This window comes from Reichenbachiella sp. (assembly GCF_965223055.1).
Taxonomy (GTDB): domain Bacteria; phylum Bacteroidota; class Bacteroidia; order Cytophagales; family Cyclobacteriaceae; genus Reichenbachiella.
On sequence record NZ_CBDCVM010000006.1, the window covers coordinates 127,491 to 150,586 of the forward strand.

Annotated in this window: 23 protein-coding genes; 8 read left to right on the top strand and 15 right to left on the bottom strand. The window is 38.9% G+C overall.

Features of this window, described 5'->3' with window-relative positions; genetic code table 11:
- Positions 1–92: 92 nt before the first annotated feature.
- From ACOQO5_RS05585 to ACOQO5_RS05595, 3 genes are all read left to right on the top strand, one after another.
- The gene (locus ACOQO5_RS05585) at positions 93–440 is read left to right on the top strand and encodes a 4Fe-4S dicluster domain-containing protein (protein ID WP_348306928.1); all 348 of its coding nucleotides are present in this window, start codon (positions 93–95) and stop codon (positions 438–440) included.
- 115 nt (positions 441–555) lie between these two features.
- Complete coding sequence (locus ACOQO5_RS05590; protein ID WP_420580700.1) at positions 556–1,593, top strand: alpha/beta hydrolase; 1,038 nt, start codon at positions 556–558, stop codon at positions 1,591–1,593.
- Positions 1,594–1,673: 80 nt separating this feature from the next.
- Complete coding sequence (locus ACOQO5_RS05595) at positions 1,674–2,243, top strand: acyl-CoA thioesterase (protein WP_420580701.1); 570 nt, start codon at positions 1,674–1,676, stop codon at positions 2,241–2,243.
- A gap of 4 nt (positions 2,244–2,247) precedes the next feature.
- Here the strand turns inward: ACOQO5_RS05595 and ACOQO5_RS05600 are convergent, their stop codons facing one another.
- From ACOQO5_RS05600 to ACOQO5_RS05635, 8 genes are all read right to left on the bottom strand, one after another.
- The gene (locus tag ACOQO5_RS05600; protein WP_420580702.1) at positions 2,248–2,622 is read right to left on the bottom strand and encodes a hypothetical protein; all 375 of its coding nucleotides are present in this window, start codon (positions 2,620–2,622) and stop codon (positions 2,248–2,250) included.
- A 303-nt stretch (positions 2,623–2,925) separates the two neighbouring features.
- On the bottom strand, positions 2,926–3,795 hold the full coding sequence (gene purU / locus ACOQO5_RS05605; protein WP_420580703.1) for a formyltetrahydrofolate deformylase: 870 nt from the start codon (positions 3,793–3,795) through the stop codon (positions 2,926–2,928).
- A gap of 93 nt (positions 3,796–3,888) precedes the next feature.
- The gene (locus tag ACOQO5_RS05610) at positions 3,889–4,125 is read right to left on the bottom strand and encodes a hypothetical protein (protein WP_420580704.1); all 237 of its coding nucleotides are present in this window, start codon (positions 4,123–4,125) and stop codon (positions 3,889–3,891) included.
- Between the two features lie 77 nt (positions 4,126–4,202).
- Complete coding sequence (locus ACOQO5_RS05615; protein WP_420580705.1) at positions 4,203–5,027, bottom strand: energy transducer TonB; 825 nt, start codon at positions 5,025–5,027, stop codon at positions 4,203–4,205.
- Between the two features lie 122 nt (positions 5,028–5,149).
- The gene (locus ACOQO5_RS05620) at positions 5,150–6,445 is read right to left on the bottom strand and encodes a hypothetical protein (protein WP_420580706.1); all 1,296 of its coding nucleotides are present in this window, start codon (positions 6,443–6,445) and stop codon (positions 5,150–5,152) included.
- Positions 6,442–6,924: a response regulator gene (locus tag ACOQO5_RS05625; protein ID WP_420580707.1), complete on the bottom strand. Its 483-nt coding sequence runs from the start codon at positions 6,922–6,924 to the stop codon at positions 6,442–6,444. Before ACOQO5_RS05625 ends, ACOQO5_RS05620 begins: the two co-directional genes overlap by 4 nt.
- A 1-nt stretch (position 6,925) precedes the next feature.
- The gene (locus ACOQO5_RS05630) at positions 6,926–8,302 is read right to left on the bottom strand and encodes an ATP-binding protein (protein ID WP_420580708.1); all 1,377 of its coding nucleotides are present in this window, start codon (positions 8,300–8,302) and stop codon (positions 6,926–6,928) included.
- A 2-nt stretch (positions 8,303–8,304) separates the two neighbouring features.
- On the bottom strand, positions 8,305–9,723 hold the full coding sequence (locus ACOQO5_RS05635; RefSeq protein ID WP_420580709.1) for an SLC13 family permease: 1,419 nt from the start codon (positions 9,721–9,723) through the stop codon (positions 8,305–8,307).
- Positions 9,724–9,936: 213 nt separating this feature from the next.
- On the opposite strand from ACOQO5_RS05635, the gene pckA reads away from it, so the two are divergent.
- On the top strand, positions 9,937–11,553 hold the full coding sequence (pckA, locus tag ACOQO5_RS05640; RefSeq protein ID WP_420580710.1) for a phosphoenolpyruvate carboxykinase (ATP): 1,617 nt from the start codon (positions 9,937–9,939) through the stop codon (positions 11,551–11,553).
- Between the two features lie 140 nt (positions 11,554–11,693).
- Here the strand turns inward: pckA and ACOQO5_RS05645 are convergent, their stop codons facing one another.
- The 7 genes from ACOQO5_RS05645 to ACOQO5_RS05675 form a co-directional block, all read right to left on the bottom strand.
- A complete protein-coding gene (locus tag ACOQO5_RS05645; protein WP_420580711.1) occupies positions 11,694–12,458 on the bottom strand; it encodes a universal stress protein in 765 nt (254 codons plus the stop codon).
- A gap of 106 nt (positions 12,459–12,564) precedes the next feature.
- The gene (locus ACOQO5_RS05650) at positions 12,565–13,158 is read right to left on the bottom strand and encodes an aminotransferase class IV (protein WP_420580712.1); all 594 of its coding nucleotides are present in this window, start codon (positions 13,156–13,158) and stop codon (positions 12,565–12,567) included.
- On the bottom strand, positions 13,142–14,113 hold the full coding sequence (locus tag ACOQO5_RS05655; RefSeq protein WP_420580713.1) for an aminodeoxychorismate synthase component I: 972 nt from the start codon (positions 14,111–14,113) through the stop codon (positions 13,142–13,144). The genes ACOQO5_RS05650 and ACOQO5_RS05655 overlap by 17 nt, the downstream gene beginning before the upstream one ends.
- The gene (locus tag ACOQO5_RS05660; RefSeq protein WP_420580714.1) at positions 14,106–14,420 is read right to left on the bottom strand and encodes a DUF6787 family protein; all 315 of its coding nucleotides are present in this window, start codon (positions 14,418–14,420) and stop codon (positions 14,106–14,108) included. The genes ACOQO5_RS05655 and ACOQO5_RS05660 overlap by 8 nt, the downstream gene beginning before the upstream one ends.
- A gap of 3 nt (positions 14,421–14,423) precedes the next feature.
- The gene (locus tag ACOQO5_RS05665) at positions 14,424–15,161 is read right to left on the bottom strand and encodes an RluA family pseudouridine synthase (protein ID WP_420580715.1); all 738 of its coding nucleotides are present in this window, start codon (positions 15,159–15,161) and stop codon (positions 14,424–14,426) included.
- A complete protein-coding gene (locus ACOQO5_RS05670; RefSeq protein ID WP_420580716.1) occupies positions 15,161–17,644 on the bottom strand; it encodes a DUF5686 family protein in 2,484 nt (827 codons plus the stop codon). Before ACOQO5_RS05670 ends, ACOQO5_RS05665 begins: the two co-directional genes overlap by 1 nt.
- 206 nt (positions 17,645–17,850) lie before the next feature.
- Entirely contained in the window at positions 17,851–19,434 is a 1,584-nt protein-coding gene (locus ACOQO5_RS05675; protein ID WP_420580717.1) for a peptide chain release factor 3, read from the bottom strand.
- Positions 19,435–19,621: 187 nt separating this feature from the next.
- Between ACOQO5_RS05675 and ACOQO5_RS05680 the strand changes: the two genes are divergently transcribed.
- From ACOQO5_RS05680 to dnaK, 4 genes are all read left to right on the top strand, one after another.
- Positions 19,622–20,191 (top strand): porin family protein, encoded by a 570-nt coding sequence (locus ACOQO5_RS05680; protein WP_420580718.1) that lies wholly within the window; start codon positions 19,622–19,624, stop codon positions 20,189–20,191.
- Positions 20,192–20,378: 187 nt separating this feature from the next.
- Positions 20,379–20,723, top strand: a complete 345-nt coding sequence (locus ACOQO5_RS05685) for a phage holin family protein (protein ID WP_420580719.1) — start codon at positions 20,379–20,381, stop codon at positions 20,721–20,723.
- A gap of 11 nt (positions 20,724–20,734) precedes the next feature.
- Positions 20,735–20,947, top strand: coding sequence for a hypothetical protein (locus tag ACOQO5_RS05690; protein ID WP_420580720.1), 213 nt, complete (start codon positions 20,735–20,737; stop codon positions 20,945–20,947).
- A 199-nt stretch (positions 20,948–21,146) separates the two neighbouring features.
- Entirely contained in the window at positions 21,147–23,069 is a 1,923-nt protein-coding gene (dnaK, locus tag ACOQO5_RS05695; protein ID WP_420580721.1) for a molecular chaperone DnaK, read from the top strand.
- Positions 23,070–23,096: the final 27 nt, after the last annotated feature.

The following is a 23,096-nucleotide window of genomic DNA, read 5'->3' on the forward strand; positions in this document are numbered from 1 at the left end:
AGTATAGTTAAACTAACCTGCCAAACATTTTGGCGCGTAAAATTAATCAGTATTTTTGCACACTTATTTTAAGTATCAATAAATAAACGGAAATGGCAATAATTATTACCGACGAATGCATCAACTGCGGAGCTTGTGAGCCAGAATGCCCGAATACTGCGATCTACGAAGGTGGCATCGAGTGGGATTGGGCCGGTGGAACTAGCTTGACCGAAGTTGAACTGGAAGACGGTACTCAGGTGGATGCCAATGCACCACAAGAGCCCGTTGATGAGGATTTGTATTACATCGTTCCTGGAAAATGTACTGAGTGTAACGGCTTCCATGAAGAACCACAGTGTGCAGCTGTTTGTCCGGTGGATTGTTGTGTGGATGATCCAGATTACGTAGAAACAGAAGACGAGCTTTTGGCTAAAAAAGCTTGGTTGCACAACGAGTAAAAGACGATATACCCAAAGCCTGTCTTTGGCAATAATGATATATACCACGTTCGAAAGGACGTGGTTTTTTTGTATCCAATTTTTTTAATTAATCATTCTGACCGACCTTTCTAAAATGAAGAAACGATACAAGATCATCATTGCATTTATTTTGTTGATATTCTTAGCCTATTGGCAAGGCCCACGGCCAATCTTCGAACCGGTTTCAAGTGAAATACCAACATTGTCAGTATCAATAGATCAAATAGACAGCACCATTGCTGCATTTGAAAGTCAATTCCCAAACATCAAACCAGAAAACGAATCTCGTATCATCTGGGCAGATTCAGTAAGAAAAACTCCATACGCTATGGTCTACTTGCATGGATTTTCCGCTGGTGTGATGGAATCCAATCCTGTACACCAAATTCTCGCCAAAAAATATGGCTGCAATCTCTATCTGGCTAGACTATCTCATCATGGAATTAGTGGCGACGATGCCTTTGAAGGGCTGACGCCAGCAGCCCTTATGAATTCCGCCGCAGAGGCTATTGCCATTGGTCAAACTATAGGAGAGAAAGTCATTTTAGTAAGCTGCTCTACTGGCGGGACACTTTCTATATTTCTGACGGCACACAACCCAGAGGCCATTGCAGCTCAAATACTCTATTCCCCAAACACAGCGATAGATGATCCTACAGCTGTTCTCCTAAACAAGCCATGGGGCAAAGAGATAACTCAAGCTGTGATCGGGGATTATAGAATGGGGGATTCTACGAAAATGGGTACGCCCATAGAGAGATATTGGACACTCACTTACAGATCCGAAGCATTAATTGCCTTGCAAGAACTATTGGATCAAACAATGCATGACGAAGTGTTTGAAAAAATAATCTCCCCATACTTCATTGGATATTATTATAAAAGTGATGAAGAGTCTGATCATGTCATCTCTGTACCAGGCATTTTGGATTTTGATAGCAAAACAAATACACTGGATGAGCTAAAAAGAGTTATCGCCTTTCCCAATGTCGGCAATCACGTGATGGCTTCTGATTTACAGTCGAAGGATATCAATAGTGTAATTGAAGAATCCAGTCTTTTCATAGAAGAAGTTCTGAATATTAAACCTGTGCAATACGATACTCTCAATTTGACAGATAAGAATTTGTAAATCTTCTAATTCTACTTCTCCGCATCGGAAAACCGCTTGATTATGTCTAATTTGGCATTTTCTAATCCAATACCAAATCCATGCATAGAGCAGAAGCCAAATCCGTGAGCTATTCAAAAACAACAATTACTGAATTGATGATTCCGTCCTATGCCAATTTTGGAGGAAAAATTCATGGCGGCATTCTGCTCTCTTTGATTGATAAAGTGGCTTATGCTTGCGCCAGCAAACATGCTGCTAATTACTGTGTAACTGTGTCAGTCGATAACGTGGATTTCCTTGAGCCCGTTGAAGTTGGAGATTTGGTTCACCTCAAAGCTTCCGTGGTTTATGTAGGCAATTCTTCACTCGTAGTGGGCATCAACGTGATCGCAGAAAACGTGAAAGAAGGCACGTTGAAAAAAACCAACAATTCTTATGTGACTATGGTAGCCAAAGGCGAAGATGACAAACCGACCAAGGTGCCTGAATTAATTCTGGAATCTCAGGAAGAAGTACGGTTGTTTTTGGAAGCGATAAAGCGCAAGGAATTGAAAAAAGACTATCGTCAAAAGGTGAAAGAAGTCACCAATATGCTTGCAGACAATACACCAAAAGATTTGCTAGAAGGCGAAAGGTGTGCGTTGAATTTGAAGAAGTTTTCTCTTTAAGCAATTAGGCTAATTCTTTAAGTTCGTCTAAAGATTTAACAATTTTTGATTTTACACCAAACACCTCCATCATCACTCTGGCAGCACCACGGATGAGTATATTAGGTGATATTATAGCTACGTGACTAATTCTAGTTTTATGTTTTTTCATCGCCTCATACCATATGGTTCGTGCCGATGGTTCAAACCCAGACATTTGAGAACAATCCCAAATAAAACTATAAGAGGTATCAGGATTTGAATCGAATAGGCCTGACCAATTGCTAGTAGCTTGCTCAGAGGCATCTTGAGTAAACTTATCTTTAAAAACAAAATAGATACAATTCAACCCAAATTCAGGTGCGATTCTAATTTCAATTCTTGGATGGCTAAACGTCATTTGGCGTATAGGTTAGTATTAAATATTGATTCCGTATCTAATAAATTTAAGGAAATTCTCTCAATCACCAGTCATTCCATCATCTTTGGATATACAGTAGTCCGATTGCCGCCATTATTGGTGTTGTCCACCAATAAGCCTCCACCGTTTTTTTCTTGAAGGTATTACTCAGAGTTCTCTGCCGAGTAACTCTGAGGAGAGCAAATGATTGGATTTATTTGTCATTTCGAACAGAGGGAGAAATCTAATCTGACTTCGTGTGGTAAATCCAACTTCGGCTGGGCAGTACACTGTTGTTCCTAATTAATCCTCCGTCTCTGGAAATACAATCGTACGATTACCAGTTACAATGATACGATGGTCTAAGTGGTACTTCACTGCCTTACTCAATACCTTTCGCTCAATATCTGAACCAATTTGAGCCAGGCTAGCTGGTGTACTCGCATGTGAAACACGCTCTACGTCTTGCTCTATGATTGGGCCCTCGTCAAGATCATCCGTAGCATAGTGAGCAGTGGCTCCTATCATCTTCACTCCTCGCTCATAAGCTCTCCGATATGGGTTTGCGCCCTGGAAGGCAGGAAGAAAAGCATGATGAATATTGATTATTTTTTCTTGATAAGCACTAATGAATTCAGACGACAATATCCTCATAAATCTGGCCATCACGATTAGGTCGATCTGATACTCTGTCATCAGATTCAAAATCTTCTCTTGTTGCGCTATCCAATTCTCGCTGTCAATCGGTAAATAATGAAAAGGTATCCCGAATTGATCAGCCACATACTTTAAAGATTCATGATTCGAAATAATCAATGGAATATTACACTGTAGTTTACCTTCTCCATGCTTTTCCAAGATATCAAATAGGCAATGTGTAGTTTTGGAGGCAAGTACAGCTACATTTTCTTTGTCTGATGTAAAATGTACACGCCACTGTAGATTCAGCGCATCAGCCACTTCGGCAAATTTGAATATAAGCTCTTTCCTGCTGTATTTAAGATCTTGAGCATCCAGGCTAATACGCATAAAGTAAGACTCCTGGATATTATCCGTAAACTGCTGGCAACTCAAAATATTGAATCCTTCTTCGTAGAAAAAGGTAGTGACTTTCGAAATGATCCCCTTGCTGTCGTGGCATTGGATCAGGAATGTAATTTTATTCTCAGACATAATATTCCCTTAATTTCTAATTGGGAATGTTGTCGAGTCAAAGATAATAAGATTCAAGAGACAAGAACCAAGACAATGGCCTTATTGAGATAACTATTCTGCTTCTTCAGCTCGCTGCGGACGCAAGGCATCTCTTACCGTAATCATATCCTTTTCTTCTACTATCATGTAAGCAATGGAATGCATTTCAGTAAGGTCCTCGGTACCTACGCCCATGGTTTCTACATTTTCTCTTTCGGCAAATTCATTCAAGTGAATGGCATGATGTTCGGATGTACCCTTGGCGTGCTGGCCATGCATGTCCCAGATGAGTTTGATTTTTCTATCCATGAATCACAAAGGTAAAGAGCAAATTCATCTGAGATGGTTTATCACAGATAAATTTGCTCCTATTATAATCAACTCATTTAATAAAGCTTAAAGGTAATGGGCAATACCATTCTGACACTTACAGGCTTTCCTCTTTGCTTTCCTGGAATCCAATCAGGTGCACCACTCACGATTCGTACGGCTTCCTCATCACATCCGCCACCTATTCCTTTAACCGTAACTACTTCACTAATCTTACCCTTACTATTCACAACAAATTGGACAAAAACTCGTCCTTGAATTTGATCAGTTTTCGCTTGACGGGGATAAACAATATTGTCAGCAACATACTGATAAAAAGCTTTTACCCCTCCTTTAGGTTCTGGCTTGTCTTCGACAACCATAAAAATCTCTTCCGCTTTTTCTTCCTCTATAACCATCTCAAATTCCACTTCCTCAACGGCCATCTCCTCAGTAATTTCCACATCCATATTCACTTCTATCTCTTCGAGAATTTCTTCATCAGGGACTTCCACAATCACCGGCTGTTGAATAACCTGTTGTGGTGGTGGTGGCGGCGGTTGAGTAGTCTGAGGTATGTCTTGAATTTCCTCCCAATCGGTTGCATCCATGGTGAGTTCCGTAATTAATGCATCATCCACAAACTTCCATTCGAACGCTACGATAACCATTGTGAGTGCTAGTGCCAAACCAACAAAAAAGAACATGGTACTTCGATTATGTTGCAATTCACTTCTCTGCCTTTTCCAGGCAATTAGATCATCATAATCTTCAACTTTTAATTCAATAGTATTGTATACTGCTATTGGTTTTTCAACCGGAACAACCTTTTCTTTTTCAACTCGTTTTGGAAGAATTTTATTGAGATCTAGCAGTCTGTTTTTTTTAAGTGTTGCTTCCATGACATTGGTGTCTATCTGAATAAATAACTATAACAAGTAAGTCATTACATCGGGGTTTTAAAATGACAACCACCCTATGAAAAAGATGATATTAATCAGTCCACCGTTAGTTCAAAAGCGATCTAGAATTTGAATTGATATTGAATCACGTACATACTTTTCCTATCCACGACCTTGATTACTTCATTTCGTGAGTATATCGGTCTATTTTGGTAACCAAAAGTCAGCTTTGATTGGTGTTGATTGAAAAGCAAATTGATTCCTGACTCAAATAGTTGCATCGGTTCGTGAAGCGCTTCATAATTAGCGTATTGCATATTAAAATAGGGTTGGATGGCACCCAACATTTCGAGTTTACCTGAGAATGCCATACGATAGCCCAATTGCAAATAATAGACCTGTCCTGTTCCAATAGCTGGGTATTTGTTTCCTGATCCATTTATGGTACTATTATTCGTTTGAATCCCAGAATTATTCGTTCCTATCATTCTTATATAATTCGGGCCAAAGTCTGTATTGAAATAGGCTGCGTAAAGCGTAAAAGACTGTGAGTTTCGTTTGTTCAATGGTAAGTCTGCAAACAAGTCTATAGCCCATTGATTCATTCGAAAATATGATGTATCACTACCAATCATGCTCCAGGTGGCACGATCTTGCCTAAGAAACCCAATCCCAAAATTTACTATCTTTTTTGTTCCATGGTAGGTACCTGGCATGTAGGCACTGGTCATCTTTTCTTTATCCAAAAATTGATATTTGAAGTACCCAGAATATTGTAAACTAGGATCTCCATTCGCAAATTTTGTACTTTCACTCAGAGTAAACTGCACATGAGGACGATCAGGTTTGGCCAACACCACCCGGTAACCCAACTTTCCTATGTTCCCTTTTGCAAATACACTTAGTTTCCTCAAAAGATCGTCAGTAATATTGATCGTGCTCAGTGCAAAAATTGGGATGTCTACGCCCAGCATTGAACTTGATGCTACACTTGCGTATCGTGAAGGTCCTGTATATCCATTCTTACCACCTCCAATATAAAGTTGATCTGACAACTTATAAACTGCCAAAAGATCTAACAATTTGAGTTGAGAATTATTGGTGGCGAAATTCAGATTGTTAAGTCCAATTTGCGTTTTCACAAACAAGCGATCAGTCAGATTAACCTGAAATGCCATCCTAAATCGCCTGATACTTAAATCAGTGATACTATTTTCCATCACACCATCAATCTGAGACCCAGGATTCAGCTCAGTATGTCTCAACCAAATTTGAGCTGACATGGAAAATTTAAACTTATCAAACATCCCTCCTATATTCTTCAGCTCATTTTGGAGGGTATCTTTTGGGCTGGCCTCCACTTTCGGACCAGAAGAAATGACTATTAATACAGCCCATATGAGAACGAAATATTTCATCTTTCTTTCAATAGGTTAAATAGAGTTGGCTTATGCAAAACAGTAGCTAACGGCTCATAGGGCAAACCAGATTCTACTATGTATCTGGTAAGGAGTATACTAACCTTCTCGATGAGGGATTCAGATTTCCAAGGTTTTTCGATATAAAAATCAATCTGAGCATTATTTATGGCATCGATGGTGTCGGCATGTGTTGCTTGTCCGGTGAGCAACACTTTTTTGATTCTTTTAAACCTTTGATCTGACTTGAGGTTGATGAAAAAATCCACACCCGTCATACCAGGCATCACATGATCTGAAACCACCACAGCCGTAAGGTTTCCTTTCCGTTCAATATCAGAGAGCAATTCAATAGCCTCAACAGCAGTTTCACACTCTTCTACGGTTACGTATTCCTCAAAATATGATAGTTGTTCTGAGATCGTATTCAGTACTTCAACCTGATCTTCAACACATACAATAAATAGCTTTTCCATCATTCTATTGTTTAGGTAGTTCAACATTAAAAATTGTCCATTCACCTTGGCATGTCAACTGTATCTGGCCGTCATAGGAGGACAAGATTCTTTGTACGATTGACAATCCTAAGCCGAGCCCAAAAGACAACCCACTAACTTTGGTCGTATAACTGGGTTGAAAGATTTTGCCGCGTTCCGACTCTGAAATCCCTCCTCCATTGTCCTTGATGGCTATGCAAAGCACATCCCCGCTTTGATCAGCTACAATTTTTATTTTCGGGTTTTCAAGAGACTTTGTATTCAAGACTTCTGCTGCATTTTTTATAAGGTTTACCCATACCTGAATAAAGTCCCCCTCTTTCCCATCGATCTCAATAGATTCATTTACTTCAATTGAAGTGTCAATATTTCTTAGTTGATTGGTTAAGAGTGATAGCGCTTTTTTAATAGATGACTGTAAACTGAAATACTGGTGCTCTTTGCGATTAATAGCACCTAATTCTTTAATGGACTGTACCACATGCGTAGTATGACTAGCAGCTATATTTATATCATGTAAGGCTAAACCAGCTTCCCAATAATATCCTAGACGATCAATAAAACTTGAATCAGAATTTTTGTTGAGCATTGTGAGCTCATCATCAGTCAAATTCATCTTTGCTAATTTCTTGGCCGCACTTTCTTGTACGTTCATCAATTCTTTTATTTTTTCTTTTCTGCTGCGCACTTCAGCACTAGTCTGCGTCTGTCCATTTTCCAGAGACTTCAGAAAATAAGGGTACAATCCTCTAGAATCTTTCTCTTCCATATAGTCTTTCATATGGTCGGTGATCCATTTGGATTTGCTTTGAATCACGCTAGCGGCATTATTGAGTTCATGAGCTAACCCAGCAGCTAGTTGTCCTAGTGTAGCCATTTTTTCACTTTCCAGTAGCTTTTTCAGAACCCTTTCTTTTTCTGAAACACTATTAATCATTAGCATCTGACGTAGGTATATTTCATTGACAACTACGGGTAGAATGTGTTCTAAAAACTGCCCATATTCTGAGCTATTCTTAGCAGGTAGCTGATCTAAACTGACATAATGAATGACTGTATCTTCATCTGCTTTCACAGTAGTATAACTGCGATGATCATGCGAGAAAAAGCTATACAGCCCAACCATCATATTTGGTCCAGTAGTGAAGACTTTAAACTCTTTGCCTTCTTTGGGTTGGAAGTACCCTGAAGTACTGCCACTTTCCACAAAAAACATTTTTTCATTCCATTCCCCCTGACGAGTGATCACGTCACCTTTTTTTATTCTCATTCGCTGATCAGGGTAAATGAAGAAATGCTGCTTTAACCAATTCAAATCAGTCAAATCCGCTAGTATCAGTTTTTGTTTTTTGAGATCCATGATTAAAGAAAGTTTACTGTTTTCAATAGGTATAGAAGAACAAAAACCAATATCAACCCTACAATCCCAACCAAAAAACCAATTCTTAACATGTCTTTAGTTTCTATTACTCCAGTGGCGTGAGCTAATGCATTCGGGGGCGTACTGATAGGCAATGCCATGCCCAAAGAGGCTGCCAACGTCGTACCTAGAATCAACATCTTAGATCCTCCAAGTGACTCCAGACTTAATACTGTGGTTCCAATGGTGGCTATAATTGGCAGCAACAAATTCGCAGTCGCTGTATTAGACATGAAATTGGCCATCAGTGCAGCTAAAAAGGCGGTCAGGATAATGATTACAAATGGAGAAAATATATCAAAAGGTATGCTCGTAACTACATGCTCGGCCAATCCACTCTTCCCTAAGGCTAAACCCAATGCTATGCCTCCAGAAACAAGCCATAAAACATCCCAATTAATTTTCTTCAGGTCTTCTTTGGTGATGATGTTAAAGGACAGAAATACACCCACGGGTATCAATGCCACAGTATATGAGTTCATTCCATGAACAAAATCAAAAAGCCATAGTAGAATGGTTAGGCAAAAAGTGACATAGACCAGCATAGCTTTCGGAGTTTTAGAAAACTCACCTTGAATATCTAGCTTGATTTCCTCTGTTTGAGATGGAAATATTCTCAGCAACAGAAACCACGCTATAGAAAGTAATACAATGACGAAAGGAACTCCAAAACTCATCCATTGGCCAAACCCTATATAATCTACTCCTGTTAAATACTTAAGTGCCAAGGCGTTGGGCGGAGTACCAATAGGTGTTCCAAGTCCACCTATATTCGCGGCCAAAGGAATACATAACGCTAGTGCAATCTTGCCTGGATCATTCTTTTCAAAATAGAAGAGCACTGGAGCAATGATAGATAACATCATGGCTGTAGTCGCAGTATTACTCATAAACATTGAAAATAGAGCTGTAATTATCATGAGCCCCATGATGATAAAAGCCGGACGAGTACCAAATGGCTTAAGAAGCACTCGAGCCAGATTCTGATCCAAGCGATATTTAGTAGACGCCATGGCTAAAAAGAATCCACCTAAGAACAATAGAATAATTGGAGAAGAAAAAGTACCCATAATATCTTGATATGGAATAACCTCTCCAAACTCTGCTGTGCCTGACTGAGCAATTAAAATATTAATACCTGAACTAGAAATGGTGATCAACTCTAATACAATGATTAAAATCGATGTCGCATAAATAGGTATAGCCTCAGTTATCCAGAGTACCGCAGCTAAAAAAAACAAAGCAATTACTCTATGCTCAATAACAGTAAGATTGTCAATATGAAACCATTCTCGGGGTGTTGCAATTATCAAAGCTGGAACTGCCAGACAAGTGATAATTTTTAATTGGTAATTAGTCACTTTATTGGTGTTTGAGATTGAATTTCAAGAGTAAAACTAAACCTCAGGATAAGTGAATGTGGTGACTAAAAGCACATTAAATACTGATTCTCGTCAGCTATCAATTCAATAAAATATACTCCCTTTATTACAACGAAACAACGCCCAAAACTGAGAAGAGATCAATTATTAAAATTGAAATAATCTATTCAGTTAAATTCAAATTTCTTAAAAATGAAGACAACCAATTTAAAATCTCTAATGGAAGACATGGTAGGACTTGGGCTTGCCAATGTGAAGGGTGTACTCTGGAATCTCACCCCAGCCGAATTGATTACTGAAGCACTAAAAAACGGGGAAGGCGTACTATCAGATACTGGCGCTTTGATGGTCAATACTGGAAAGTTTACTGGCCGATCTCCCAAAGACAGATACATTGTGAAAGACAAAATCACAAAAGACACTGTTTGGTGGGGGGATATAAACATCTCTTTTGATGAAGATAAATTTGATGCGCTTTACAATAAAATGATCAAATCTCTGGGAGATAAAATCCTTTATGTAAGGGATGCCTATGCAGGAGCCGATGAAAAATACAGAATGAAATTGAGGGTAATTGATACTCAAGCTTCTCACAACCTATTTTGCTATAACATGTTTATCCAACCTCAGAATGAAGATCTATCAGATTTCCATCCAGAATTCACCGTATTGGCAGTTCCGGAATTTTATGCTGACCCTGAAGTAGATGGCACTCGTCAAAAAAACTTCGCCATTGTCAACTTCACAAAGAAAATCATCATCGTTGGTGGAACGGCATATACTGGCGAAACTAAAAAAGGAATTTTCTCTGTATTAAACTTTCTATTACCTGAAAAAGAGCATGTGCTCTCTATGCATTGTAGTGCCAACATAGGGAAGGAAGAAAAAGACAGCGCGGTATTCTTTGGATTGTCCGGTACAGGCAAAACCACTTTATCTGCAGATCCGAATAGACTACTCATCGGTGATGATGAACATGGCTGGACAGATGATGGTATTTTCAATTTTGAAGGTGGGTGTTATGCTAAAACCATAGACTTGACTCAGGAAAAAGAGCCAGAAATCTGGGATGCCATTAAATTTGGGGCCATACTAGAAAACACGAAGTTTTTCCCTGGTACAAATACAGTAGACTATAGCGATAGTAGTATTACTGAAAATACCCGTGTTTCTTATCCATTGAAAAATGTGAATAATGCAGTAATACCATCTGTAGGTGGTATTCCAAAAAACATCTTCTTTCTGACGTGTGATGCCAACGGGGTATTGCCTCCTATTTCTAAATTAACGGTAGGTCAGGCCATGTATCACTTCATCTCTGGCTATACAGCAAAAGTAGCTGGAACAGAAGCTGGAATTACAGAACCTGTAAGTGTATTTTCTGCGTGTTTCGGTGCACCATTCATGCCATTACACCCTACCAAATATGCTGAACTCCTCGGTGAGAAGATGGTGAAACATGGCGTCAACATTTGGTTGATCAATACCGGATGGTCTGGAGGTGCATATGGCACAGGTAGTAGAATCAAATTGAAATACACCAGAGCTATGATTACGGCAGCATTGACTGGAAAGCTTGAAGAAGTGGAATACTACAAACAACCGGTATTCGGATTGCAAATACCGCTTCAAGTTCCAAATGTCCCGGAAGACATCCTAGACCCTCGAAACACTTGGGAAAATAAAAATGCTTTTGATAATCAAACAGAAAAATTGGCAACACAATTCAATGAGAACTTCGAAAAATTTGAAGAGTACGCCAATGAGGAAATACTAGACGGTGCACCAAAAGTACAAGAGCTAGCATAGATAATCAGTAACCGATTTTGAAAGGAAGCCACCCATTTGGGAGCTTCCTTTTTTTATCACTCAATAGACAAACCGATGCCAATTGGGCATAAAAAAACCACTTTTGAAAGTGGTTTTTTCGAGTATTTTGATTTTCAGACCTAATCCAAGATCAACAATGGCACTTCTATATGTTTGGCCAACGCCTTAGTCAATCTACCTTCAGAAGGAATAGATTTTTGAGCATGTGTTTTAGGCATGATGGCAAGTGCATCAATGTTTTTCTCTTTTACATATTCTAATATTCCTTTTTCAAGATCATTATTTTTGGGAAAAGAATAATGGTACTCCAAACTTTCCAAATAATAGTCTAAAGTATCTTCAGTTTTCAACGCATGAGCTCCACCTTTGCCATCTCTATCCACTTTTATCAAATGGACCTTAGCATTGAACCATTTGGCGATGTCGTGAAATACCCTTAGATCATTAGAACTGTCAAACTCCTCCTCATCTAAAGTCAAAGCAATATCATTCAATTTGAACCCATCAACTTTGGCAGGAACTATCAGCAATGGGCAATCGGCTCCCTGAAGTAAATCGACAGTAAAAGACTGATTGCCATTTTTATTATCAGCCATGCCCATCACAACCAAATCGATTTTTAATCTAGCTTGATCTTCAATCAATTTCTCAACAAATTCTCCGACGGCAAGAACCACATCGCATTCAATATTCTCAGAATCAAACATTTTTGTTTTGATGTCTATAAGCTTTTGTTGAACGAGGTCAGAGTTTTGACTTTCCACGTGATACAAGAAAATTTTTATCTTTTCATCTCTGTCAGCCATTCCTAATACATAGTTGACAGCATTCATCGCACTTTCAGAAAAATCAATAGGAATGAGTACTCTATTTATAACATTCATGATATGATCAATTTAGTTAGAAGGGATGTTGTTTTGATCGTAATATCTTCAATCTGAAAATCGAATAACATGACGCTCATCATATTATGAACTGATAAATGGGGGATTACATAGTTATATCATTCAAATCAATCATAACCTCACCCAAATCAAGCATAGAATTAATCAAAGAAACTTTTTCATACTTGGCTAAATCACCAAGCCTGATGCTTCTTTTTTGCAACATGCCTTGATCTAATAAAGATTGGCGCCTAACGCCTTCTAGCAGGGGCTGATTTGACGTCCACCATTCTTCGCCATCAAAGAACGCCAGATTAGCAAAGTAACTATCTGTGATCATGTCATCTTTGACAATGATGATATCATCCGCTTCCTTGCGTTGAGCAAACAATTTTTCTAAGTCAATACGATTGGAATATTTAAATCTATAATCTATGGCACCACCTTCTACAACCTGTAAAGAGCTAATTTTTGGTGTTGTATAGGAATCAAATGTTACCACAAAGTTCTCCTTATCATAGACCACCCGACATTTGAATCTCCCCTGTCGAGGAATTTGGCGAATGACTCTAGATAGCTTGATCGGCCTGGCTAACAAACCATAATTGGTGAAAAAAGTGCGATTTACACGGGCTTGGTGCAACTCTAACAATTGCAGCTCGCCATTTATACAACTTATGCTTTCAATGAACTGGTACATACACTTTATCAATCATTTCTTGGTATTCTGCTTGCGCATCACTGAGGAAGTGAATACCTCCACCACTTTTATAAATCAATTGCTCTCCTTGTCTTTCGATGTATCTAATCATCACCCCACTATCAAAGTTTTGACCATCAAATAGACCAATAATACCGGTATAATATCCTCTATCATACGCCTCCACTGATTCTATAATATCCAAGGTCTTAGCTTTGGGAGCGCCACATATCGAGCCCGCCGGCAATAGTGAATAAATAATGTCGCCCAAACTATTCAGATAATCTCTCTCCAGTTCTCCAGTGATTTTAGAACTTACCTGCAACAAGTGCTTTTCGGAGGTTCTGATTTCATCTATGTACCTGAAATCTTCCACTTCTACTTTAGTAGCATATTGACTCATATCGTTTCGGATCAGGTCAACAATAGTCGCATGCTCAGCCATTTCTTTTTCACTCATCAGAATAGTTTCTGAAGCATTGGGTAAATCTGCATCAATTGTTCCTTTCATTGGAAAGGATGATATTCTATGGTCAAATATTTTAATGAATATTTCAGGAGAGAATACCACAAACTGATCTTCAAACCAAAGTTTAAACTTGGCTTTACTCCGATTGAATATGTCCTTTAGACTTGCGTCAGTTGATATAGATGTGGGTTGGGTTAGATTTAGAAGATAAGTATTTCCTTTGGCAATCTCTTCATGCACTTGATTGTACTTGAGTTGAAAATCAGTAAATGAAATGGGAGTGCTTTTGAGCTTAATAGGCGATCCATTTTCGTGTTGCAAATCAAAATTTCCAACTCCATTGATATTAAATAATATTCTATTCGAGTCTATTTGATCTATAGGGAGAACATGATTTTTTTGGCACTTATAGTCAGCTATCAGCAAAAAAGGAGTACCTGAAGTGGCTAATGAATTGATCTGCTGAATGGCTGCTGTTTTATTCACCTTTGAGTTTGTGCTTTTGGCGGGTCATCCTATACCACATCCTTTTTTCAAAGTCCCAAAAGAAAGCAAATTGTCCGAAAACAAAGCCAAAGATCAGAAGGATTATGTTGTATATAGGCAGGATAAATATGTAGTATAGAATAGTGTATAAAGTTTGATGATCCTCACTACCTCCTATCCATTCTACAATTGGTGATTTTAGAAACATTACAGTAAAACCTGTACAAGCGAACGCCAAGAGCACAAATATCACCTGAGTAATACTGTCTAACTTCCATCGGTTTTTTAAAGATTGTAAAAAACCCATGAATCAGTACAATTTATCCATATACTTGTTCTTTTTAGCCAACTCAGCACTTGATTTATCTAGTACAAGAAATTGTTCCCAAAAATCGTTCACTGGCACCCCTGCAATTATTTTCACAGGCTCTTTTTTTACTGGATGGATAAAATCCAAAGAACGAGCATGCAAGTTGATGCTGGCATCTGGATTGGGTTTAGGAAATCCATATTTCAAATCTCCACGAATAGGGCAACCCATAGAAGCCAGCTGCACTCTAATCTGATGAGGGCGTCCTGTTACTGGCCTTACTTCAAGCAAAAAGTGATCGTTTAGTTTTCCCAGCACTTTATAACTTAATTCAGCACGTTGCGCTCCGTCTATTGGTTTTTCATAAGCTGTCGTCTTATTTGTTTTCTCATCTTTTTTGAGATAATGTACGAGCTTATCTTCTTTTTTGGGCGGTCTACTTTTCACCACTGCCCAATAAGTTTTGTTGATCTTACGGTCTTTGAAAAGCTTATTCATACGCTCCAAAGCTTTGGAGGTACGAGCAAAGACAACCGCTCCACTCACCGGACGATCTAATCGATGTACCGTTCCTAGAAACACATCACCAGGTTTGTTATACTTTGTTTTGATGTAGTCCTTACAATAATCCAACAGTGGCTTATCTTTTGTTTTATCACCTTGAACCAGGATTCCAGCTGCCTTATCTACAATCAGCAAATGATTGTCTTCATATATCGATACAAATGGTTTCCCCATTACAAATTGATTTTCATGTTTAATTTAAAGAAAAGATTATCCATGGTTGCTTCATATGCGTATGCTCCATGTCTAAAGACCGCATCAAATCCCCAACCCATATAACCTACATCCACGAAGTTAATCCTAATCAATTTTTTGATACCTATTCCTGACTCAAAGTAACCATCTTCCATGGTATCATAATTCAAGTCATTTCCTTGATGACGATCAGGGTCGGATAACTGGCCGTATCCAAAATTGTGATATAGAACAAATTCAGGTTTCATGATTCTATTAGCAATCAAGAAATTTCCAAAATTATGATTAAAGAAAATGGCCACCTGTTTGTCTGATAAGAATTCATAAATATCCATTGTCTGAAAATATTCTGGCACACTCAATTTTGAAGTAGAGTTTCCTAATCCTGTAATCATGTGACCGTATGGTACATCTCCGTGCACATAAGCTGCTCGAACAAGCACACTTGATTTTCCTAAAAAATACTTCTTCTTGTATTGTACACTGGCATCAAAACGTTCATAGTCAAAATCTCCTCCAAGCCAGCCTGAATTCGCGTGACTATATTTAAAATTGATCACAGGAAAATCATAATCAAACAACACCTTTTTTCCATATAAATCTAAATACTGCTCATTTCTAACATATCGAAAGGCAAGAGAAAGTTGATTTATATCAAAGAAATTAGAAGAGTAATCCAGGTTGTCATAAGTGTAGTCATAGGTGGACTGCTGCTTAGATTTAGAGATTGTTGTTTGCGCATACAAAAAAGGTGCAATCCTTCGATTCAAGCTCACTTTATAAGTCTCTTGTCGGTCAAATAAATTCCCTTGAAAAGAACGAATCAAGTCTTCAATCGTAGAGATCTTACCTTCAAAAAAACGCTGTGTACCCACTTCTCTCAAATCTTTTTGATAAGTAAACAATACATAAGTATCTGTTCTTCGATCAAAAGTATATTTCAAATTAGTTCCGTATTTCCATTCTTGATCGCCAAATCCATAACCTCCATAACCACCCAAAACTAATTTCTCAGAAAAATTATTGTTGGTTTCTAACCCAGCACCCAATCGAAATTTTTCATAAGAATTGATTCCAAAAAAATCATCCACACGGATATCGACAATCCCCATGTTTAATCTCAAGGTCAACATAGATTCCGCCACTCCTTCTACAACCCGTAAATTCTTATATAAGGTGTCTGCTGCGATATAGGTATTGAGCTCCATAGAATCCAGGGGCACAGGTCTGTGCGCGTCTAAAATTTCCTTATGTTCTTTTGGATTGGCCCTATTGAGGGTAATACCGATGTCACTAAAATCTTTCTGGGAATAATTAGTATTGAGATCGATGTCTGACAGATATCGTCGATTTTCTAAGATTAGATTTCTTCCATAGAATTTTAGTTCCTTGAATATAATATCGGTATTCAATTGAACTGGAAACCAATTACCAGAAATTTTGTCATATCGTTGCTGAATACTAACATCTATTTTGGAATTTGCCACAAACGATTTAGCTGTCACATTTGTCAATGCATAGTCATTGGCATGAACCCAAAGTAATCCTTCCAGCCCATCAAATTTCTTTCCCTTTTTTGGCACGTAGCTTACCACAAAAACTGTGTCGGTTTGGTAGAATGTGGTATCCTCAATATAAAATTCATATTGAGACAACCCAGAAGGGTTTATAGGGTTGATGTAATCCTTATCAAATATATCTAGTATATCTGCATAGAAGCCGAAGGGCTGATACAACCCACTAAATGCTGCAAAAAGCCCTCCCCTCAAACCAGAAATCTGAGTCGCCAGAATCGTTTCGTTTTTAAGACCAGGCTCGATGAACTTTGTCTCAGAATAAGACTCCGCAACGTAGAGGTGACGTGTATTATATGAACTGTCTATTTTAAAAAATTTTGTATCCGCTTTTTTGACACTGGACGAATCTTGCTCTTCCATCTGACTTGCAGCCTTGATTAGTCGAGACAAAGAATCTGCAGTCTTTTCATCTGCATCCAGGTGATAGACATCTTTTGTATATGACTTATAACTATATTGAGGAAATCGTGCAGGGTCATGTTTCTTGCGGTTTTTAATCACTTTTTTCATCAGTATATTGGCCGGGTTTTCACCAGCCTCAAAAACCAATTCTTCTAATTCCGTTACCTCTTTATCAAGGTATACGATAGGCGATTTTTTGATTTGGTCGACGGTCAATTCTTTTCGAACAAAACCAACATGCTGAAAGGTGATTTTACCTTCATAGTCAGCTGGTACTTTCAAAGTAAACCTTCCATCAATATCAGATATTGTCCCTGAACTTGTGCCGCTAATGGCCACTGTCACAAATGTCAGCGCTTCTTGATCCTCCGAAGAATAAATTCGCCCGGACAAAGTTTGGGCAAACATACTTGTATTGACTATCAAGAATAGCAATAGGATTAGAGGAAATAAGAATAGGTTTTTGGTAAAATTGGTATTCATGAAAAGTTGCAAAGTTTGATAGACCTTGATTGAAATTTAAAATCATGAATGAGACTTTAGGGTCTCATTGTTCACGTACATTAAAGACAATCAATTCTCCAAAACGTAACTATTATAAAATCTTATAACCTTAACTCCGCTGCACAAATAAAAGATACACAATATTGAAATAAATATGTATCTAAATGTTCACGATGTGAAATTATCTAAAACTCACTAGTAAAATGAAATTCTATTTCAGGGAAATTGTCTTGGACCATTTGCAACCAAGCCTTGGATTCTGCCATGAATACCAATTTCCCATCTTTATCTTTTGCTATGTGTCGGTATTTAGATTCAACAAACTCATCGAGCTTCTTTTTATCTTCACTACTGAACCAACAAGCTTTAAACAGATTCATGGGCATAAACTTACAGGTAGCGCCATACTCATGAAGCAATCGGTGTTGGATCACTTCAAACTGCAGAGCTCCTACCGTACCTACCACTTTTCTGGCTCCCATTTCATAGGTAAACAACTGCGCTACTCCTTCATCCATCAGCTGGGTAAGTCCTTTTTCTAGCTGTTTAGTTTTCATGGCATCCATGTTTACCACCTCACGAAATATCTCAGGAGAGAAGCTAGGAATACCTTTGTACATCCCTTTTTCACCCTCACTCAATGTATCTCCGATTTTCAAGTTACCAGTATCATAAAGTCCTACAATGTCTCCAGGGTAAGCTTCATCAATTACTTCTTTGCTCTGCGCCATGAATGCCGTGGCATTGGAGTATCTAAATTTCTTATCCAGCCTAGTATGAAAATAATTATTCCCTCTTTTGAATTCACCAGCACAAACCCTCACAAACGCAATTCTGTTTCTATGCTTTGGATCCATGTTGGCATGAATCTTAAATACAAATCCAGAAAATTTAGACTCTTCTGGCATGATTTGTCTTTCTTCTGTAAATCTAGGTGCCGGACCAGGGGCAATATCAATAAAGCAATCCAACAACTCCTGTACACCAAAGTTATTCACCGCACTACCAAAAAATACCGGAGCCACTTCCCCACTTCTATAGGTCTCTATATCAAACTCTGGATATCCACCATCTACTAATTCTACATCCTCACGAAGGGTCTCCGCATAGCTCTCTCCAATCAATTCATCCAAAACCGGATCGTTGATGTCTTCGATGCTGATATCATTTTCCTTGTCCAGTTTTTGCTTACTTGCCGTAAAAAGTTTGAGTTTCTTTTCATAGAGACTATAAACTCCTTTGAATGTCTTTCCCATACTAATAGGCCAACTGAGTGGACGCACTTTAATATTGAGTTTGGCCTCAATTTCATCCAATAGATCGTATGGATCTTGTCCCTCGCGGTCTAGTTTATTGATAAAGACCATCACAGGAGTATTTCTCATTCTACAAACCTCCATCAATTTTTCAGTTTGTATCTCAACACCCTTCACACAATCCACAACGAGCACTACACTATCCACGGCTGTCAGTGTACGATAAGTATCTTCTGCAAAATCCTGGTGACCTGGCGTATCCAGCAAGTTGATCCTTCGGTTTTTGTAATCAAATCCCATAACAGACGTAGCCACTGAAATACCTCTCTGCTTCTCTATCTCCATAAAATCCGAGGTGGCATGGCGGTCGATTTTGTTCGACTTCACAGCTCCAGCAGTTTTGATCGCCCCACCAAAAAGCAGCAACTTTTCCGTCAAGGTCGTTTTACCTGCATCTGGGTGACTAATAATACCAAAGGTTTTTCGTTTTTCTATTTCTGCTGTTAGACTCATGGAATAGTGAATAATGATAAAATGATGAATGAATAATGAGAAATTCATCAATCAATTCGGGGCGCAAAGATAATAGTGAAAAGTGAATTAAAGCGCAGAAGAAAAATCTTCTTAAAAAATTTAGAATTAGGAAATAAACCTTATTATCCTCAAATTGCATTTTTCAAAATTCAAACAATCAAATAACATGAAAAAACTTTCTCTAATTCTAACCATTATTACTCTTTCCAATCTTTATGTCCTCGCACAGGAATCTGGTTTTGGCATAAAAGGTGGAATAAACCTATCTACCTATAAGTTTTCTGCTAGTGGTATTTCCGTAACCCCAGATCGAGCAGTTAAAGCCAGAATTGGCGTTTTTTACAATAACATGATAAACGACCAATGGGCAGTTCAATTTGAAGGTCTCTATAGTGGGACTGGATACAAACCCGAAAGCGGCAGTGGTATTGATAAAATCACACTTAATTATATTGCATTTCCAGTAATGTTCAAATATTACGCTTCAGAGAAATTTAATATTCATGCAGGTCCTGAACTTGGTTTTTTCTTAGGCGGAAAGGCCGATGACGAAGACATAGATGAAGGAGTAAAAACTATTGACCTTGGGCTTGGCATTGGCGCTGAAATTTCTTTAGCAGATAATGCCCGGCTTTCAGCTCGCTATACCTTCGGGCTTGTAAATACTGACGATTCTGATTTAGGTATTACTCAAAAAAGCAATAACATTGAACTTGCCATTTTAATTGGATTCTAATAATCATGGGGTGACTATGGTTAATTATCGAAAGGCCACCCCTACTTTCTATACAATTCCAGGATTGAGGAATAGAATTTATTTTTCAAATAATTCCGTTTATAGAATAGTATGGGATTGCTAAACTATAATAGTTAATTACTTTCAGTATATTTCGCCTAAAAGGACATTCTAAACTTTTATTTACATGTTAATTAGACTCATTCTTTCAGCTATTGCGGTTTTAATCTGCTCTTATGTACTGCCTGGCGCCCATGTCAATGGATTTATGACAGCCTTAGTAGTAGCAGGCGTATTAGCTATTGTAAATATTTTATTGAAACCCATTCTTGTCATTCTCACCATTCCTATCACGGTTGTTACTTTTGGCCTATTTCTTTTAGTGATCAATACACTAATGATCATGTTAGTGAGTGGACTTGTTCCTGGTTTTGATATCGACGGGTTCTGGTGGGCATTTGCTTTTAGCTTGGCTTTGTCATTGGTCAACTCAGTTTTTGAAGGAATGCAAGAAAACAATTCTAATAACTAAACTCGATAGACATGAGCAAGCATATTAAATCAGGCATCATTTATATTTTACTTGGCGGGTTCTTTATTTATTGGGCGGAGACTCATTCTCCAAAAAAAATTGGCCAGGCCATTGGCAATGCCTTTAGTGGGTCGTACACCATGGACGAAACCTCCTATTATATTTGTTTGGCTATCGGGGTTGTAATCGCACTGTTGGGAGTCAAGAAGATAATAGGTAAATAACCCTGCCTCCTCCAACTTCGAACTTCTGACAGGTTTAATGGTCTGCGCCCTCCCAATTCGTCAGTCTCCTATATCAAATCTTCTTTTCATTCTGCCAATCTGTCACCACGTCAGTAGCAAAACTGCTTTGGCATAGCTGTTGATACAGCGTTGTCAGATTAGTAAAAGATTTTAAAAAGATATAATTAACAAATAGATCATGGGAAAAATAATCGGAATCGATTTAGGTACTACCAACTCTTGTGTGGCTGTGATGGAGGGCAACGAGCCAGTCGTTATCCCAAATAGCGAAGGACATAGAACTACTCCTTCTATCGTAGCATTCTTGGACGGTGGTAAAGGAGAAAGAAAAGTTGGTGATCCTGCAAAAAGACAGGCGATTACCAACCCACAAAATACAATTAGCTCTGTGAAGCGTTTCATGGGTAAGAAATTTGCAGAAGTTTCTGACGAAATGAAGAGTGTTTCTTATGCGGTAGAAAGCGGAAACAACGACGTGGTAAGAGTGAAAATCGGAGACAGAAACTACACCCCTCAGGAATTGTCTGCAGTGATCCTTCAGAAAATGAAGTCAACTGCTGAAGATTACTTGGGTACTGAAGTAAAAGAATCGGTAATCACTGTTCCGGCTTACTTCAACGATGCAGAGCGTCAAGCGACCAAAGAAGCTGGTGCAATCGCTGGATTGGAAGTAAAAAGAATCATCAACGAGCCTACTGCTGCTGCATTGGCTTATGGACTAGATAAGAAAAACGCCGATATGAAAATCGCGGTGTATGACCTTGGTGGTGGTACATTCGATATATCTATCCTAGAGTTGGGTGACGGCGTATTCGAAGTAAAATCTACTAACGGTGACGTGCACCTCGGTGGAGATGACTTCGATACTGTGATCATCAACTGGTTGGCCGACGAGTTCAAAAACGACGAAGGCATCGACCTAAGAAAAGATCCAATGGCGCTTCAGCGTTTGAAGGAAGCTGCTGAGAAAGCGAAAATCGAATTGTCTAGTTCTACTAGCACTGAGATCAACTTGCCATACATCATGCCGGTAGACGGTGTGCCAAAACACTTGGTAAGAAGCTTGTCTAGATCTAAGTTCGAGCAATTGGCTGACGACCTGGTAAAAAGATCAATGAAGCCTGTAGAGCAAGCGTTGGCAGATTCAGGTCTTTCTAAGTCTGAAATCGACGAAGTCATCTTAGTAGGTGGTTCGACTCGTATCCCGGTGATTCAAGAAGAAGTAGAAAAATTCTTCGGCAAGAAGCCTTCTAAAGGAGTGAACCCTGACGAAGTAGTAGCTGTAGGAGCTGCGATCCAAGGTGGTGTATTGACTGGCGAAGTGAAAGACGTATTGCTTCTTGATGTGACGCCTCTTTCTCTAGGTATCGAAACTATGGGCGGAGTATTGACCAAGTTGATCGAAGCCAACACTACGATCCCAACGAAAAAATCTGAGACTTTCTCTACGGCCGCTGACAACCAGCCATCTGTGGAAATCCACGTGGTACAAGGCGAGCGACCAATGGCGAAGGACAACAGAAGCTTGGGTAGATTCCACTTGGACGGTATTCCACCAGCACCAAGAGGTATTCCTCAGATCGAAGTGACTTTCGACATCGATGCCAACGGTATCATGCACGTAACGTCTAAAGACAAAGGCACAAACAAAGAGCAAAGTATCAGAATCGAGGCTTCATCTGGATTGTCAGAAGAAGAAATCGAGAAAATGAGACAAGAAGCTGAAGCGAATGCCGAGTCTGACAAAGCGGAAAAAGAGAAGATAGAAAAACTAAATGGAGCGGATTCTATGATCTTCCAAACTGAGAAGCAGTTGAGCGAATTTGGCGATAAGCTGTCTGACGACAACAAAACCAAAATCAACGCTGCCCTTGAGAAGCTGAAAGAAGCACACAAGTCTGGCGACTTGACTGCGATCGATGCTGCGATGGAAGAAATGAACGCTGCATGGCAAGGCGCTTCTCAGGAAATGTACCAGGCGACACAAGGGGCTGAAGGTGGTGCCCCTGGAGCCGACGCCGGACAAGCTGGACCGGAAGCCGGTGCTGCTGACTCAGACGTGTCTGACGTAGAGTTCGAAGAAGTAGATGAGAAAAAGTAAGTTAGATGCTAGATATTAGTATCTAGA